General features: G+C 42.3%; 19 protein-coding genes. 4 read left to right on the top strand and 15 right to left on the bottom strand.

Annotation, left to right across the window (positions count from 1 at the left end; all coding sequences use genetic code 11):
- Positions 1–87: 87 nt before the first annotated feature.
- The 4 genes from AVJ20_RS02775 to thyA all read right to left on the bottom strand — a co-directional run bounded on the left by AVJ20_RS02775 (position 88) and on the right by thyA (position 3,184).
- Complete coding sequence (locus AVJ20_RS02775) at positions 88–546, bottom strand: META domain-containing protein (protein WP_111884063.1); 459 nt, start codon at positions 544–546, stop codon at positions 88–90.
- Positions 547–630: 84 nt separating this feature from the next.
- On the bottom strand, positions 631–1,701 hold the full coding sequence (locus AVJ20_RS02770) for a DUF4105 domain-containing protein (RefSeq protein ID WP_111884062.1): 1,071 nt from the start codon (positions 1,699–1,701) through the stop codon (positions 631–633).
- A 27-nt stretch (positions 1,702–1,728) separates the two neighbouring features.
- The gene (locus tag AVJ20_RS02765; protein ID WP_111884061.1) at positions 1,729–2,241 is read right to left on the bottom strand and encodes a dihydrofolate reductase; all 513 of its coding nucleotides are present in this window, start codon (positions 2,239–2,241) and stop codon (positions 1,729–1,731) included.
- 100 nt (positions 2,242–2,341) lie between these two features.
- The gene (gene thyA, locus AVJ20_RS02760; protein WP_111884060.1) at positions 2,342–3,184 is read right to left on the bottom strand and encodes a thymidylate synthase; all 843 of its coding nucleotides are present in this window, start codon (positions 3,182–3,184) and stop codon (positions 2,342–2,344) included.
- Positions 3,185–3,746: 562 nt separating this feature from the next.
- Between thyA and AVJ20_RS02755 the strand changes: the two genes are divergently transcribed.
- Complete coding sequence (locus tag AVJ20_RS02755; protein ID WP_111884059.1) at positions 3,747–4,259, top strand: peptidoglycan amidohydrolase family protein; 513 nt, start codon at positions 3,747–3,749, stop codon at positions 4,257–4,259.
- A 21-nt stretch (positions 4,260–4,280) separates the two neighbouring features.
- Here AVJ20_RS02755 and AVJ20_RS02750 read toward each other — a convergent pair whose 3' ends face one another.
- The gene (locus tag AVJ20_RS02750; protein WP_111884058.1) at positions 4,281–4,649 is read right to left on the bottom strand and encodes a hypothetical protein; all 369 of its coding nucleotides are present in this window, start codon (positions 4,647–4,649) and stop codon (positions 4,281–4,283) included.
- A complete protein-coding gene (locus tag AVJ20_RS02745; protein WP_111884057.1) occupies positions 4,650–5,042 on the bottom strand; it encodes a hypothetical protein in 393 nt (130 codons plus the stop codon).
- Positions 5,043–5,142: 100 nt separating this feature from the next.
- Between AVJ20_RS02745 and AVJ20_RS02740 the strand changes: the two genes are divergently transcribed.
- A complete protein-coding gene (locus AVJ20_RS02740) occupies positions 5,143–5,976 on the top strand; it encodes a YwqG family protein (protein ID WP_162689717.1) in 834 nt (277 codons plus the stop codon).
- A gap of 76 nt (positions 5,977–6,052) precedes the next feature.
- Here AVJ20_RS02740 and lgt read toward each other — a convergent pair whose 3' ends face one another.
- The gene (gene lgt, locus AVJ20_RS02735) at positions 6,053–6,865 is read right to left on the bottom strand and encodes a prolipoprotein diacylglyceryl transferase (protein ID WP_078189677.1); all 813 of its coding nucleotides are present in this window, start codon (positions 6,863–6,865) and stop codon (positions 6,053–6,055) included.
- Between the two features lie 93 nt (positions 6,866–6,958).
- Between lgt and AVJ20_RS02730 the strand changes: the two genes are divergently transcribed.
- Complete coding sequence (locus tag AVJ20_RS02730; protein ID WP_111884055.1) at positions 6,959–7,738, top strand: NRDE family protein; 780 nt, start codon at positions 6,959–6,961, stop codon at positions 7,736–7,738.
- 40 nt (positions 7,739–7,778) lie between these two features.
- Here AVJ20_RS02730 and AVJ20_RS02725 read toward each other — a convergent pair whose 3' ends face one another.
- The 4 genes from AVJ20_RS02725 to tatA all read right to left on the bottom strand — a co-directional run bounded on the left by AVJ20_RS02725 (position 7,779) and on the right by tatA (position 11,694).
- Complete coding sequence (locus tag AVJ20_RS02725) at positions 7,779–9,995, bottom strand: PhoX family protein (protein WP_111884113.1); 2,217 nt, start codon at positions 9,993–9,995, stop codon at positions 7,779–7,781.
- Between the two features lie 221 nt (positions 9,996–10,216).
- Entirely contained in the window at positions 10,217–10,987 is a 771-nt protein-coding gene (gene tatC, locus AVJ20_RS02720) for a twin-arginine translocase subunit TatC (protein WP_111884054.1), read from the bottom strand.
- Positions 10,984–11,460 carry a Sec-independent protein translocase protein TatB gene (tatB, locus tag AVJ20_RS02715; protein WP_111884053.1) on the bottom strand — a complete coding sequence of 159 codons (477 nt, stop codon included), beginning with the start codon at positions 11,458–11,460 and terminating at the stop codon, positions 10,984–10,986. The genes tatC and tatB overlap by 4 nt, the downstream gene beginning before the upstream one ends.
- A 12-nt stretch (positions 11,461–11,472) precedes the next feature.
- Entirely contained in the window at positions 11,473–11,694 is a 222-nt protein-coding gene (tatA, locus tag AVJ20_RS02710) for a Sec-independent protein translocase subunit TatA (RefSeq protein ID WP_078189673.1), read from the bottom strand.
- A gap of 141 nt (positions 11,695–11,835) precedes the next feature.
- Here tatA and AVJ20_RS02705 point away from each other — a divergent pair, with 141 nt between their 5' ends.
- Positions 11,836–12,717 (top strand): permease, encoded by an 882-nt coding sequence (locus tag AVJ20_RS02705; RefSeq protein ID WP_111884112.1) that lies wholly within the window; start codon positions 11,836–11,838, stop codon positions 12,715–12,717.
- Between the two features lie 395 nt (positions 12,718–13,112).
- Here AVJ20_RS02705 and rdgB read toward each other — a convergent pair whose 3' ends face one another.
- The 4 genes from rdgB to metX all read right to left on the bottom strand — a co-directional run bounded on the left by rdgB (position 13,113) and on the right by metX (position 16,180).
- A complete protein-coding gene (rdgB, locus tag AVJ20_RS02700) occupies positions 13,113–13,736 on the bottom strand; it encodes an RdgB/HAM1 family non-canonical purine NTP pyrophosphatase (RefSeq protein WP_078192870.1) in 624 nt (207 codons plus the stop codon).
- Between the two features lie 103 nt (positions 13,737–13,839).
- On the bottom strand, positions 13,840–14,430 hold the full coding sequence (locus AVJ20_RS02695) for a tetratricopeptide repeat protein (RefSeq protein ID WP_111884052.1): 591 nt from the start codon (positions 14,428–14,430) through the stop codon (positions 13,840–13,842).
- Positions 14,427–15,020, bottom strand: coding sequence for a methionine biosynthesis protein MetW (gene metW / locus AVJ20_RS02690; RefSeq protein ID WP_067763682.1), 594 nt, complete (start codon positions 15,018–15,020; stop codon positions 14,427–14,429). Before metW ends, AVJ20_RS02695 begins: the two co-directional genes overlap by 4 nt.
- Positions 15,020–16,180, bottom strand: coding sequence for a homoserine O-succinyltransferase MetX (gene metX / locus AVJ20_RS02685; RefSeq protein WP_078192713.1), 1,161 nt, complete (start codon positions 16,178–16,180; stop codon positions 15,020–15,022). Before metX ends, metW begins: the two co-directional genes overlap by 1 nt.
- Between the last annotated feature and the right edge of the window lie 24 nt (positions 16,181–16,204).

Here is a 16,204-nt window from a genome sequence, read left to right as displayed (position 1 = left end):
CTAATCACTAGTTTATGTGCATTAAATGTCTCTGGCATGACTGAACAGTGAATAAAAAAGTCTGCCGAAGCAGACTTTTTTAATGATTTAACGCGGTTGAACAGCGCTTTCATATTGAATTAATAAATTGCCGTGACGGTCTAGCAATTTCAAGGTTTTTCCAAAAACTTGATAATGCGTTACCTTTTCGAGTGCTGCATGGTACTGTCGCTCTAGCCCATTGTTATTGAGACAAGCCATTTGTGTCGCAGCAATCGGGCCAAACGTTATGGTATCTTTGCCAGCATTATAGCCACCCATTATACGATTACAGCCGTCTGCACCTGAGACACGTTTTGAAGCCGCATCGAATTGAATGCTTGGAATATTATGCGCATTGGGTGCTGTTTTGATTGGAGTGTTGCCAATCTGAGTGGCAATCCAAGTACGATTCTGTAATAGGTTTAAATTTTCAGTTATGGTGTTGTCTTGTGCAGGCATGCTTTCACAGCCTGTCACCACTAAAGTTGAAACCAAAGTTGCAGCAACAAATATTTGTTTTAGCATCGGAATTTCCCCGTGGAAGCATTTCAACTATCTAAGCAAATATCGCACAGATAAGCTAGCCATATTTGTATCATTATTTAAGAATTACAATTGATTGGCGCTTGGATTTGAATGTGAATGCGGCAAACCTTGTCGAATTAATTTGGAATATTGTTCACTGCTCAGTTGCTTGATTTGAGAGACACGAGGGTTAACATGGGCTTTTTGATACCATGTTTTCATATCCCAATTTTGGTCTATGGCATGAAGGTCATACAAATAATTCGGCAAATAACCCGATGCAAATAAGCGGTAATCGGTTGGAAGCTGATGTTTGGAAACCGCTTGAATCATATCAAACACCAGTGTTGTACAATTACTAGTGAGCGTGTTGTACCATTTAGGTTGAGTCCGCAGTTCATCGGCCTTATGTAGATATTCAATAAACAGCGCCTGCATTTCAGATTTTGGCATGTTTACGGGGAAGAAATAGACCTGTTCACCACGTGTATTGCTACGAGTATAGATGATATCTTTTTCATCTGATGCAATGAGGCTCAGTTCATATTTACGGAAAAAACCACCAATTGCAGAGAATTCTTCATTTTTCTCTTTGCGAATTTCAATCGAAAATGTCAGCGGTGGTCTGTCAGCAAAATCAAAACTGACCAGTGTATGGGCAATTTGCGGCCCCATCCAATACGAGGTAATGATGTTGACGCCATTGATTTGACTCAGGTCATATTGGCGGGTTTCCCAGTGCGGGGTATAGCTGCCATCGGCATGCCAGTCGAAATTACGCACATTGTGCAAGGTGACCAGATTGCCTTGCTTTTCATAATGTAGAATTTCTGCCACTTCAGGATTCCATTCACGATCTTGGCGTGCTTCCATGCCAAAATACCAAAATAGACCACAGATAAAGCCCACAATATAAATCAAGACATCTTTACGACGGCTAAAAAAGTGTTGGGTAATATAGATGCCTAAAATGCTAAGAGCAAAAGCGATCCAGATCCCAATGATAATGCGGCTGCCTAACCAGCCTGCCGGTTGCTGTATCCACAGGGCGGCACAGAGCCAAATCGAAGAACAGAGGACAAACACACTAAATAGAGCATGAAGAATACTTCGCCCTATTTTTTTGAACATTGCTTGTTGGTCACTCTGTTGCATATTTTTCTTTTAGCTTAAGATTTTTCTTTATTTTCGGTAAGTTGCGAACTCAAAAGCAATCCCAGTTTTGTCGTCGATATGTTGTTCTGACGCCACTTTTTGAAAGTCCGCAGGAATTTCAGGATAATGCGCATCACCTTGAACATCGAGTTCAACATGCGTGAGTTCTAAACGGTCTGCGATGCCGATGGTTTGCTTAAAAATTTCACCACCACCAATAATAAACAAACTCGTTGGTTTTTCTGAACTCGCGACATCAGCAACAGCTTGCGTTAACGCCTCGTCGATACTATATGCGACTTTGGTGCCTTCAAATGACCAATTGCTATCTCGTGTAATGACCCAATTGACACGCTTCGGTAGGGTACGTCCCATAGACTCTAAGGTTTTGCGTCCCATAACCACCACACCACCTTGGGTGATGGTTTTAAAGTGTTGTAAATCTGCAGAAATATGCCACGGCAAATCATTCCCTTTACCAATGCAGCGCTGCTGATCCATAGCGACAACGTGCACGATTTCTAAATTTTGAAATGCCATAGTTTGAACTCAAATAGCCGAAATATTTGCCGTCTATTAGAATGCAAAATCCCGCTTGAGGTAAAGCGGGATTTTGCTTTTCACTTGGGATTTCTAAAAATTAAACCGCAACAGGGGCTTTAATCGCAGGATGTGATTCATAACCTACGATTTCAATATCTTCAAATTTAAAATCGAAAAGATCGGTGATTTCAGGATTGAGTTTTAATTGGCACAGACCCATTGGTTCACGTGTCAGTTGCAACTGCGCTTGTTCGAAATGGTTGGCATACAAATGTGTATCCCCACCGGTCCAAACGAAGTCGCCCACACCAAGACCACAAACTTGCGCAATCATGTGTGTTAACAGGGCATAGCTGGCAATGTTAAACGGCACACCCAAAAAAACGTCAGCACTACGTTGATATAATTGGCAGGATAATTTTCCGTTTTGGACAAAAAATTGAAACAAGGTATGGCATGGTGGCAATGCAACATTACCTGCCTCATTTGGGTTCCAACCAGACACGATTAGACGACGAGAGTTAGGATTGGTTTTGATTTCATTGACCAACCATTTAATTTGGTCAAAACCATCTTGTTCATATAGGCCATCGGCTTTTTTGGTTGCACCGAAATTACGCCATTGATGACCATAAACAGGACCTAATTCACCGGCAGGACGACCAAAACGAGCAGTTTGTTCTGCTGTAGACCATTCATCCCAAATCGAGACTTTATTGTCTTGCAAATATTGAACATTGGTATCGCCTTTAAGGAACCACAACAGTTCAATCACGATAGAGCGGAAATGAACTTTCTTGGTGGTGAGTAAAGGGAAACCTTGAGAAAGATCGAAGCGCATTTGATGACCAAATACAGAACGTGTTCCCGTACCCGTACGGTCGCTCTTGTCGCCGCCGTTGTCGAGAATGTGTTGTAAAAGGTCTAAATACTGGCGCATGTCTCTCTCATAATTTGCTAAATTTCTTGTGGCACATATTAGCTTGTTTTGCGTGAGGAAGGAACTGCGATGGGCGCTTGAATATGGTCAGGTTTAAAAAAACAAAATCATACGGTGTTTATTGGGTGATGAGAAAATTTTGCAGGCAACAAGCGCTGAATTGTCTGATTTGAAGACGTCTATTAATAACAATTACATGAAGTGTTAAGGAGACAATATTTCTGTTAAATCAAGCATGAGTTTAGAAGACTTAAGCTCTATTGTTTACATACCAAGCGATGTTACATTCGCAGCGTTGAAAAAAAAATACAGATAAGTTTGATTAAAAAATACACGTGATTTTTCTCATTATGAAGAGGTGATTTTGAATAACTATTTTTGATTAAGAGTTTGATATCAAAAATAAATCTATTTGAATTAAAAATAGACGGTCGTATTTAAATGTGAAGATTTGTTTAAGAAATCTTACATTTTTTACATGAAAAAACATGATTTACGCGGTAATATCACCTTCGTTAAAATTTTTGAATGCCTAAATATAGGCGGGAGTGTGGGTTAAAGAATGGCTTATGATCACAATGTAAACTTGAGTGAAGTGCATGCTCCAGTTCAGGCAAATATCATAATTCGTTCTCAGGCGAGTAAAAATACGGGCAAGTCCAATACCACTCAAAAAGCAGCGACTAAAAATGTGGTATCCCGAAATGGTCAGCGTATCGATATCGATCGTTTGACTGGATTTTTACAAGGCATTACCCGCCAAAGCAGTACTCAGAAATGTGCCCGCAGTGTTCGTCTAGCACTTGAGTCCGCTGGGGCACGTTTTAACGGTCACCCCGTTGCCGCAGCAGATTGGGGCAGCACATTACAAAAAATTGGTTATAAAAAAATTAATTTAGCGTTTGATCGACCTAAGAAAGGCGATATCTATATTATCGACCGCAATCAAAGTAGCCGTTATGGTCATATCGCAGCATATTCAGGTAAGGACTGGGTATCTGATTATCGTCAAGCGGGTTATGCGGTCTATCGAACTCCAAATGTGAAATACAGCTATTACCGCTTAGCAGATTAACAGCCCATGGCTGCAAAAAGGTTAGTCTTCAAACCTTTTTGCACGCTGACTGTAGATCGAGACGATAAATAATCCAATTGCCGCAAAGCCCATACATTGTAGCGCTAAAATCCAGCGTTGCTCATTGGGTAGAAAATAAATTAAGCACACTAAACATAAAATTGGCAAACTAGCCAAACCGCATTTTAATGACGGAGACAGTGTTTTTAGTTTGTCTTGTCTGAGCTTATAAAGCAGATTAATCATCAAACCAATGGCTAAACTTATGCCCGCAAAGCGGGGATCTAGTTGTTTTTGTTCAGCGCATAGAAAAATAAGCGCACAGGTACTGATACAAATGATGAGCTTGATTTGTCGGTTACAGCGCTCAGAGTACCAAAACGTCAGCATTTAAATTTTACCTTGGGGTGAAGTTTTCTCGTTTTTATTCAGTAGAGAAATCGGGGAGAGTAGGCAGATTGCCAAAGCCATGAAGCCAATGCCTTGAGCACCCGGGATCAGAATTTCACCCCTATTCATGTTGATAAAAACCAATGCCAACAGCAGTGCAATCGGTATCCACGTCAATAAACGATAGAGCAAACCTGTTGGGTTTTTTGCTGCAAAATGAATCTTGCAATAACGACAAATCAGGAAAATGACGCCTGTACCCATGAACATTAGAATGGCTTGAAGTGTTAGGGGTTCCATCCAATACAGAACACCGGTCAGTACGACCATCGCAATAAAAAACAGGATTTTTTTAAGTACAGAAACGCTGGGGTTAAACCAAAATTCAAGCATAATTGAAAGAGTGTTATTAGATAATAAAAGTATAAATCATCTTTTGTAGAATGTAAGTTTTAGTTGTATATCGGATTAATGAGAGAAAATGGAAATAATAATGTCAGAACTTGAACAATTACCTCAACAATTTCATCCCTTTTTAGAAAAAATAAAGTCAACAAGAGTAACCTGTATTGAGTTTGATAAAGAGCGAAGCGATGAGTTCAAACCTTGGGATAGTAATTTAGGAGGATCTCCTTATTTACCATTGGGTTTTGAATATCCGAAATCCAAAGAATCAGATCAACCTTTACAATTTTTAGGTCAAATTAATTTTGGTGAAATTCCTCATCTAGAAAATTTTCCAGACCAAGGGATTTTACAATTTTATTTAAATATGAAAGATTTAGGTTTGGGAATAGATGAAAGCCGAGATAATGTTCAAATAAATCATCGTGTTTTGTATTTTCCAATAGTCGTTGAAGAGCAGGGTTGTTTACAACAGGTTGAAAATTTTAAAGCGCTTACTGAATTATCTGAAGATGAAGAACAATTGTGGGTGGCACCTAGTCGTTTGATTGATTTTAGATTTGTACAGCAGTACATGACTTTTTTTGATTACCGTTTTGCTCCATTACTTTTTAATCGTACACAGGTTGAGACTAACAATACTTATGCAGATATTGCTCATGCGTATGAGTATTATGAAAAGCCCTATACAGAATATTTTCAAATCGAAGGTGGACACCGTCTTGGAGGGTATGCCAACTTTTTACATTCAAGAGATAATCGTATTGAGCTTGGAATTCAAGATCATATTTTATTAATGCAGCTAGATACAGATGATGGTCTTGAATGGTGTGATGGTGGTATCGCCCAATGGTATATTCATCCTCAGGATTTAAAGAATAAAGATTTTTCTCAAGTTATTTTCCAATGGGCCTGTCATTAAAACAGTAACGCCCAATGAAAATCATTGGGCGTTGAATGATAAATTAGTATCAATTTATTTAAGACCACATGGAAAATTAATGATTTTTTTGTGGACCCCAGTCATAGATTTTTTTCTGGTAGGCATACCACATCATCCATAGTCCAATCAGAATCATCGGAACTGTCAGGAACTGACCTTTACTCATCCATCCGATGAACAGTTGACCATTGTCCGGCTCACGGAAGAATTCAACGGTGAAGCGTGCTATACCATATCCTATGAGGAACAAAGCTGAAACGGCATAACGTGGACGAGGTTTTGAACTAAACCACCACAGCACAATAAACAGAATCAAACCTTCACAGAGTGCTTGATAGAGCTGCGACGGATGGCGCACCAACTGAAGTGGATCGGTTGGGAAGATCATGCCGAAAGCAAAATTTGGGTCAGTCACTGCACGACCATATAGTTCGCCACCAATAAAGTTGCCAATACGACCAAACATTAAGCCTGTCGGAACGCAGGGTGCAATAAAGTCGAGGGTCTGGAACCAAGTCATTTTATATTTCTTGCACCACAGTAACATGGCAATCATGACACCAAGGAAACCGCCATGGAAGCTCATGCCGCCTGTCCAAACTTGGAATAGCCACAATGGGTTGGCAAGGAACTGATCGAAACCATAAAAGAAGACATAGCCAAAGCGTCCACCAATCACGACACCCAATGCACCGTAGAAAATCAGGTCTGAGACCATTTCTGCGTTCCAGCCGTCACGTTGTTTTGCACGGTAGGTTGCCAAGCCCCATGCAAATAAAAAGGCCAATAAATACATCAGACCATACCAGTGAACTTGTAGTGGCCCCAGTGATATCGCCACAGGGTCGATATTTGGATATGTCAGCATTGCTGTTCCTTGTCATTATGTTTTGTACAGATTTTAGCTGAATGTGCTGAAAAATGTTGTACATTCAATGTGTAAAGATATTGAGAGTTGAATATGTGTATTGTGGCTTTTGCTTGGCAGGTCTTGGATGACATGCCACTCTGCCTGATTTCGAATCGTGATGAGTTTTATCATCGACCGACGGCAGGCCTAAAACAATGGGTGGATAGTCCGATTATTGCAGGGCAGGACTTACAGTCTGGTGGAACATGGATGGGGATAACCGCTCAAGGGCGTTGGGCGATTGTGACCAATTTTCGTGATGGTCGTGATCAGACCACATATCCCACTTCACGTGGCGCTTTGATTCAGCAATTTTTAGAATCTGAGCAAACGCCCATTCGTTTTGCGCAAGCACTGGAACAAATCCAATGTAATTATGCTGGCTTTAATTTATTCGTTGGCGATGCCACTCAAGCCATTTATATGAGTAATCGCGGTGAAGCGCCACAAGTCTTAGCCAAAGGGGTGTATGTCACATCCAATGGTTTAATGACTGAACATTGGGAAAAGACTCGACATTTGCGTAAACGTTTCACGCAAGAATTTTTGCCGATGCTACAAAGCCAACAACCACAGGCGGACATAGATGCCGCTGCGTGGGATATTTTGGAAGATGAACGTAAAATCATTCCAGCGCTACTACCCAATACTGGGATTCAGACAGAGATGGAACATTTGCTGTCTTCAACCTTTATTCAAAGTCCGGTGTATGGCACCCGCTGTTCAAATTTATTGTGTATGCGGGATTCACAGTGGCATTGGCAAGAAAAACAGCAGCAGGGTGAGCAACAAGGACAGATCACCCAGATAGAAGTGCATTTAAAGCCATAAAAAAGCCGACGATTCGTCGGCTTTTTTTTAAAAAGGTGTTTTATGCGGTTTTTTGTGTTGGCTGAGCTTGTTCTACCGCTTCACCAGCAATCACTCCACCATCTTTACGGGTGATGACAACGGTCGCTGAGCGAGGGCGAGAAGTCGCTGCAGCATTGGTTTGTGATGCAGGCCAGTGGCTGGTCGGTTCAGAATAGGATGCTGAATCTTCACCGGGATGTTGCACATTGATAAAAATCGCTTTGTAGTCAGGTGTCATCGTCACACCTGTGATTTCACACTCTTTGGGTCCAGTCAGGAAGCGACGTAAGTTTTCATCATTCAGTTTTGCACCCACAATGGTTTCTTGACCAGATGATGTCGTGGCTTTCGTGCCGTCACCGACTTGACCCGGAAGCGCAGCAAGCATCATACAGTTGGTGGTATCGGTATAAGCACCGTCATCGGTTTGAATCCATAACACACCACGTGGGTCGAACCACATCCCATCGGGTGATGACAAGTCATTGTTGTCATTTAAACCAGATAAGTTAATGTTGCTCGCCATTTTTGCTTCAGCACCAAACAGGTAAATATCCCAAGTAAAGCTGAGTGCTGTGGTTGTATCACCATCTTCACGGAAACGGATAATATGACCGTTGACGTTGCCTTTACCACCTTCAGGGTCGATGTAGTTACGTGGGTTGGCAGCATCTAGTGCATGCGTCGTACCACGGTTCGAGTTATTGGTGAGGGTCACATAGACTTCACCATTGTCTGGATGCACAGCGACCCATTCAGGACGGTCCATTTTGGTAGCACCGACAGCATCTGCGGCAAGACGTGCGAAGGTCAGAACATCTGCTTGTGAGCTAAACGGATAAACGCTGTTGCTTTGGTTTAAACCATTGACGTTATAGCTCAATTCAATCCATTGACCTTTGCCGTCATTGTTAAATTTGGCAACGTATAACTTACCGTTGTTCATGTATTTGTCGCCCGCGGCATAGCCACCGTTGACATCTTTTTTATTCCATTTTTGGTCGGATACAAATTTATAGATGTATTCACCGCGTGAATCATCGCCCATGTAAAACGCGAGGTTGTCATCTTCACGTAAGCGACTTGCACGGCAGTCTTCATGTGCAAAGCGACCAAGTGCAGTACGTTTTACTGGGTTTTCACGGCGGTCAAATGGATCAATTTCGACAATCCAACCAAAGGTGTTTGGACCATTACGATAATCTTCTGCTGCCTGAGTACCGGTAACATTCGCCGACCAACGGTCATATAAATCTTGAGACTCATTACTTCCAATCGCTGTTTCCCAACCATAGCGCGAGTTCGCACCCGCTTTTAGGCCATAACGGTTGAGTGCCACAATTTCAGCCGGACTACGTTTGGCATCATCGTCTTTTGCACGAGCGAAGTAACCAATGAAGTTTTCTTCTGTAGTCAGGTAAGTTCCCCACGGGGTATAGCCATTACCGCAGTTGTTGTGTGTACCACGGGTTTGCTGGCTATTGGTTGAAAATTTCGTGCAAACTAAGCTTGAGCCTGCAACTGGGCCTTTAAAGTCCATTACGGTCGATGCTGTGATACGACGGTTAAATGGAGAGTTTTGTACCAGTTTAACGGCTTGAGTCTTGCTGTCTTTTTCAATTTGAATCACAGAAACACCGTGTGCATTGACTTCACGGATGACTTCATCTTCAGGGCGACGACCATCCACTTTGGTTGGGCCTTGTGGGTGTAAGAAGGTTGGATTGATGTATTCATGGTTCATCACCAACAAGCCTTGGTCAGACTGCTTGGCATCATAACGTCCAGAGGTGGTATTTAAACCAAAGAAGCTCATACCGTCATGGCAGTCACCCGAGCGGAATTGGAAGCTCGGGCCAGAAGGAACATTGTTATCATCCCACGCTGGGTATGCGGGGTTAATCGAGTCCCCCATCGCATATAGCACATGCGCTTGATAGCCTTCAGGAACAGTCACAATATCGTCTAAATTTTTTTTCACCGGTGTGAAATTGAACTTGGTCGGTTTTTGATTTGGATCGGTAACTGGTGGTTTGGTATTGCTATTTGAACCTGAGTCATTGTCATCATTACACCCCGTTAATGAAGATGCCAATGCAAGTGCGACTGCACCACTCGCAGTCTTGGTAATCAAGCTACGACGGCTGATGCGCTGTTCTAAAATGTCACGAAAATGAAGGTTATCCGAAGTGTTGTTATCAAGTTCTTGATCTTCGTTATATGGCATGTTTGTCATGAATTTAAATCCTGGCAAAGGTGTGCTGGGTAAAAGTTGATCACATAAAACTATCGATAAAATATGACAATGCTTTGAAGCTAATGTTGCAAACTGATGAAATAGGCATTTGGATTTCGCTGCATGTAAATTGCAAAACATTAAATGGATGCATAAAAAAAAGAGGCTATCTCAGCCTCTTAGGTGTAAAACTCACCAAAATTGTCGAAACATCAGTCTATTTAAGTTGCAGATGTACGTCGTTTTTCAATCAGCTTGCCAAAGAACAAACCCAGCTCAAACAGCATCCACATGGGAATGGCCAACATGATCATCGAAAGCGCATCGGGTGGCGTGGCAAACATGGCGACAAAAAAACAGCCGACGATAATAAAACGACGCTTCTCCACCAAGGTTTGAGTAGATACCACCCCGATCAAAATCAAAATTAGCGTGATGATGGGAATTTCAAAGGTCAGCCCAAACACCAAAAAAAGCTTTAAGCAGAAACTTAAATAACTATTGATGTCCGTCATTGGGGCGACTGTTTCAGGGGAAACACTCATAAAAAAATGCAGGATGGATGGTAGGGCAACCCAATAGGCAAAGGCAATACCGGCATAGAAGAGGACGATACTGCCGAATAATAAGGGCATCGCCAAATGCCGCTCTTTTTCATACAGTGCAGGTTTGATGAAGGCCCAAAGTTGATAAATCACGAAAGGCATCGCGAGCATAAGCGCGACAAAGAAATTTAGCTTAAACGGCGCCATAAAGGTGGCGGTCACATCCGTTGCGATCATGGATGAGTTCATCGGCAACTGCGCACGCAGTGGCTCTGACATCAATTGATAGCTTTGATTGGCAAAGGGTAGTAAACAAAAGAACAGAATCAAAATAAGTCCTGTAATTTTGATCAAATGCCGACGCAAAATCACCAAATGTTTGGTGATCGGCATTTCTTCCAAATCAGGCACAGTGTTCTGTGAATTATTCAGTGAAAGATCTGTCATACGGCCACCTGATATTCTGCTAATACATCGGTCGAACTTAATATAGGAGCTTGATCTGTTTTAATTTCGTGCTTTATTTTCATTTGGGGTGTAACCACGGCAAATATCGTGCTCTGACCACGTTCGATGTACTGATAACGTGGGGATAAATTTTTATTGTCAGGTAGGACTGCTTCTTGTTGTTTTTGCGCAGTCTGTTCTATGGGGTGTTGCGTTTGTTGCAATTCATTCATCTGCGCCTGCATACGCGCTTCGAGCTGTTGAATACGTTGCATTTCTTTTTGCATTTCTTCACGAAGTTCGGACATGCGAAGTTCACGGTCAATATCTGTTTGCACGTTACTGATCAGTCGTTTAACTTTCCCGTACCATTTGCCTGCAAAGCGGATACCTTCAGGCAGTTTTTCCGGGCCGAGTACGATCAGCGCAATAATGCTGAACACCAGTAATTCGCTAATACCAATATTAAGCATTATGACAACTCCTTAGCTTTGAACTGAGGAATTGGTTTTATTTTGAGCTTCATGCTCTAGCGTGCGAGGCTCATTAAGCTGTGTATTTGCTGCGTCTTCATCACGCATCGATTTTTTGAAATCTTTGACCGCGCCGCCGACATCTTTGCCCAAGTTTTTTAGTTTTGATGTGCCAAAGAGTAAAATCACCACAATTGCAAAAATCAGTACATGCCAAATGGATAGTCCAGCCATCTTGTTATCCTCTTGTTGGTCTGCACAACATTTCAGCAGTTGTAGATGACAGTGAAGTGACCAAGATGTTGCAGTTTAAAGACAGCCGCGAAGCTTATGTTCAGTGTTACTATGCATGGATTGAGCAGTGAGGGTGGTGTAGTGGCGTTTCTTCTTCCGATATTGGGTTTTTTAAGTGGCCTCGGATTGGCATCATTATCAGGAACCGCATCGCTCAAATCGATTTTCTCGAGCTTACTTGCACGCTGTTTTATTCCAGCCGTAATCATCTACAACATGGTGTTCTATCAAGCAGGCAGTTTAGCGCTCATGCTCTTTAGCTTTAGTGTTGCCGTGCTGATGTTTTATTTATTTCGCTGGCTGTTAAAAGATAGTTTACGTGCCTTGTGTGTCAGTTATTTGAACTTGGCTTGGCTGGGTTTTCCTTTTGCCTTAGCACTGTTCGGCCCTGAAATTAGTGCAGCGATGGTGGCTCTGTATGTCGGTGGCTCTATCTTTGGCAATATGTGGGCCGTGACAGCCGTCAGTTCAGCCCAACTCCCATGGTCGAGCGTGATTCAAAAAGTGGCGATGTCACCGCCTGTATTTGCCTTGATGATTGCAGGTATCTGTCGAATAGTTGGATTACAGCATTTAGAAGAACATCAGATCTTAGATTGGCTGTATCAGGCTGCAAAAATTGGAATGAGTTTCACAGGGATGTGCGTCTTAGGCATGTGGCTGCGCCAAACTAAGGTACAGTGGCGTGATCTGATGAACAGTAGTCGTATTTATGCGATGAAACTCACCGTTGGCGCGGTGATCTGTAGTTTGAGTTATGCCTTTCTTCCGATTCCCCAGATCGAGAAATATATTGGGGTGATGTTCATGCTGTTCTGCTTACCCCCTGCAGCCAATATTGTGGCTTTAGAAACGCATTATCAAGGAACAGGCACTTCGGCACGTTATATTGCTTCAGGCACGATTATGAGCTGCATCGTCGTTAGTATATATGGGTTAATTTTGCATCTTTTTTCGCTTTAAAATGAAAAGTGAATTATAGATGCCCGCAAAGGGCGACTACTTGAGCTGTTTTCGAATCTGCCAATCACGCACGAGGGCGTATATCATTGCGATACCTATCAGGCCTGGAAATCCAACCTGACCTTGCGACAGATTAAGCATGATCGACAGCACGATCAATACTGCAAAAATAACGTAAGTGGTACGAAAGCCTGAGGTGAGCGGGTAGGTTAGTTGCGCATGGCAATGAGGGCAGCTTATTTTTTGAAAACCAAGAAATGAGCGTGTTGGGATTTCAGTTGAAGTGTGATGGCAAGCGTTGCATATGATCTGTATCGGTTGAAGTGCCATAATTATTCTATTTTTATTCAGGGATTGGAGTTAATCTTTGGCATTAAGATTAACTCCAATTCAAATTATTTCAAACTTGCTTTAAATAATTTCATCGCCTGACCACGATGGCTGATTTTATTTTTTTCTTCTTTTGATAATTCAGCACTAGAAACGTTTAGTTCAGGCAGCCAAAACAGTGGGTCATAGCCAAAGCCATTTTCACCGCGTGCTGCTTCCATCACTTCACCGCGCCAAATCCCTTGGAAAATTTGTGGGAGTGGGTCTTCTGCATGTTGGACCAAAGCCAAGACACATACAAACATCCCTTCGATGGCTTCACCCTCTTTACGGAGTGGTTTGAGGTCAGCAAGCAACTTGGCATTGTTAGCGGCATCATTGCCATGTTCACCTGCATAGCGCGCAGAGTAAATCCCCGGTGCGCCACCAAGCACAGGTACGCAAATGCCAGAATCATCTGCAATGGCTGGCTTGCCTGAAATTTTCGACGCATGACGCGCTTTGATAATGGCATTTTCAACAAAGCTTAGACCGTCTTCGATGGCATCTTCAATGTTTAATTGACCTTGAGGAATCACTTCAACAGGCAAATTCAGTTCCGCAAACATTTTTTCAAATTCTGCAATTTTGCCTTTGTTATTACTTGCAAGCACCAAAGTGCCTTGAGATAACCAATCAGTTGAAGCCATGTGAATATTCACCATAAAACAAGATTTGAGGCTATTTTAACAAGATGCTGTGGTTGACAGGCAATAAAAAAGCACCCGAAGGTGCTTTTTAAGATTCAAAAACTTATTGCGCTTGAATCCATTTGTCTGCACGGTCACGTGCTTGACGAATTTGGTCTTGGCTTAAGTTGGCTGCCAATGCCGTTTTCTTACCTTCAGACAAGCTAATCACTTTGTTGTCGAGCATGCCATCACGGGTAGAAAGCTCATACCATTGGTATGCACCCATGTAGTTTTTCTTTTGCTCTTCCATCATGGCTAAGTTAAAGCTTGCGCGGTTATCACCACGGCTGGCTGCTTTTTCGAAATATTGACGAGCAAGCGCTTCATCTTTTTTAGTCCCAATGCCATCTGCAAGCATACGACCCACATTAAGCTGTGCTGCAGATAAACCTTGATCAGCAGCAGCCTTATACCATGCAAAAGCTTGACGTTCATCTTTGGCAACGTCTTTACCTTGTTGATATTTAGTGCCTAAGTAAAACTGAGCACCGGGCTGACCTGCTTTAGCAGCTTTACTTAAGCTGTGAATATCCATAATTGAATATTGAGCAGCTTGGCTAGAAACTGAAGATGATGGAGCAACATAATCCGCATGGGCTTGTATGCTATAAAGTCCAATCAGTAGCGTCGTGCTTAATAATAATTTTTTCATAGAGCGCTCACTCGATAAATTGCGACTTCACCAAATAGATTTGGGAGACGTTTACTGAGTAAACTGTCTTGTTGATCCCCATTCACGGCAAGTCGGTTAATAATCCGGATGTTATTTTCAGCACACAGCGCTTCAAAATCACGGAAAGTACATAAATGAATATTGGGCGTGTTATACCACATATAGGGTAACGCGTCTGAAACGGGCATCATTCCTTTTAATGCAAGGAAAGAACGAGTCTTCCAATGTGCAAAGTTTGGAAAGGTAATAATAGCCTGTTTCCCCACACGCACCATGTCTCTTAAGAGAACGTCTGGTGCATCTACAGCTTGCAAGGCTTGTGCCATAACCACATAGTCAAAAGACTGGTCGGCAAAGCGACTTAAACCTAAGTTCAAGTCCTGTTGGATGATATTTAACCCGCGACTGACTGCAATTGCAATCTTTTCTTGATCAATTTCTAAGCCATATGCACGAATATTGTGCTTTTTGCTCATATGTGCAAGCAGTTCACCGTCACCACACCCTAAATCGAGTACGCTTGAATCTGGTTTAATCCAACGTTCAGCCAGTTGATGATCAATACGCATTAGTTGGTCTCCTTCGGTGTTTCTTGCAGGTGTTTTACACCGCCTAGGAATGCACGTAAGCTTTTCACATATAACGGAATCGGGAACAAGAAAGAGTCATGGCCTTGTTCAGCATCAATATCCACATAGCTCACAGGCTTATGATTGCTAATTAATGCATCTACAATTTCTTGCGAACGAGCAGGGGCAAAACGCCAGTCCGTTGTAAACGAAACAACTAAAAATTGACACTTGGTTTTAGACATCGCGGTTTTTAATGATTGCTCATATTCACGTGATGGATCGAAATAATCTAAAGCCTTGGTCATGATCAAATAGGTATTGGCATCAAAGTTACGGCTAAATTGCTCACCTTGATAACGCAAATAACTTTCGACTTGGAATTCGACGTCAAAGCCATACATAAATTTACCTGACTTTAAGTCACGGCCAAATTTTTGTTTCATGGCCTCTTCAGAGAGGTAAGTGATATGACCCACCATACGGGCCAAGATCAAACCACGCTTAGGATAACTGTCATTTTCTAAATATCGACCATCATGGAAATCTGGGTCAGACAAAATCGACTGACGTGCCACTTCGTTAAAGGCAATGTTTTGCGCAGACAGTTTTGGTGTACTGGCAATAATCACGCACTTTTGTAAACGATCTGGATAGTCCACAGACCATTGCAGAGCTTGCATGCCCCCTAAAGAGCCGCCAATCACCGCATACCACTGTTGAATCTCTAAACGATCAGACAACATGGCTTGGGTTTTGACCCAGTCACGGACAGTCACTAATGGGAAATCAGGACCATAAGGGCGATTGTCATTTTCAGGATTTGGAGAGGTCGGTCCAGTAGAACCGCTACAGCCGCCGATATTATTTAGTGCTACGACAAAGAATTTTGACGTATCAATGGCTTTGCCTGGTCCAATACATGCGTCCCACCAACCCGGTTTACGGTCATCTTCATGATGATAACCTGCTGCATGGTGATGGCCTGACAGAGCATGACAAATCAAAATTGCATTAGATTTGTCTGCATTCAGTTCGCCATAAGTTTCAACCATGAGCTCAAAACGTGGGAGTATGCGATCGCATTCGAGCTCTAACGGCTCTTCAAAAATAAACTTTTGTGGGGTAACTAAGCCCACTGAGTCAGCTGGAAAAGACACAGGAATAATTCGCCTTAAATCTTT

Origin of the sequence: Acinetobacter sp. CFCC 11171, from assembly GCF_003268405.1 — a bacterium.
GTDB classification, from domain to species: domain Bacteria; phylum Pseudomonadota; class Gammaproteobacteria; order Pseudomonadales; family Moraxellaceae; genus Acinetobacter; species Acinetobacter amyesii.
This window is presented reverse-complemented; position numbering and strand designations above follow the sequence as displayed.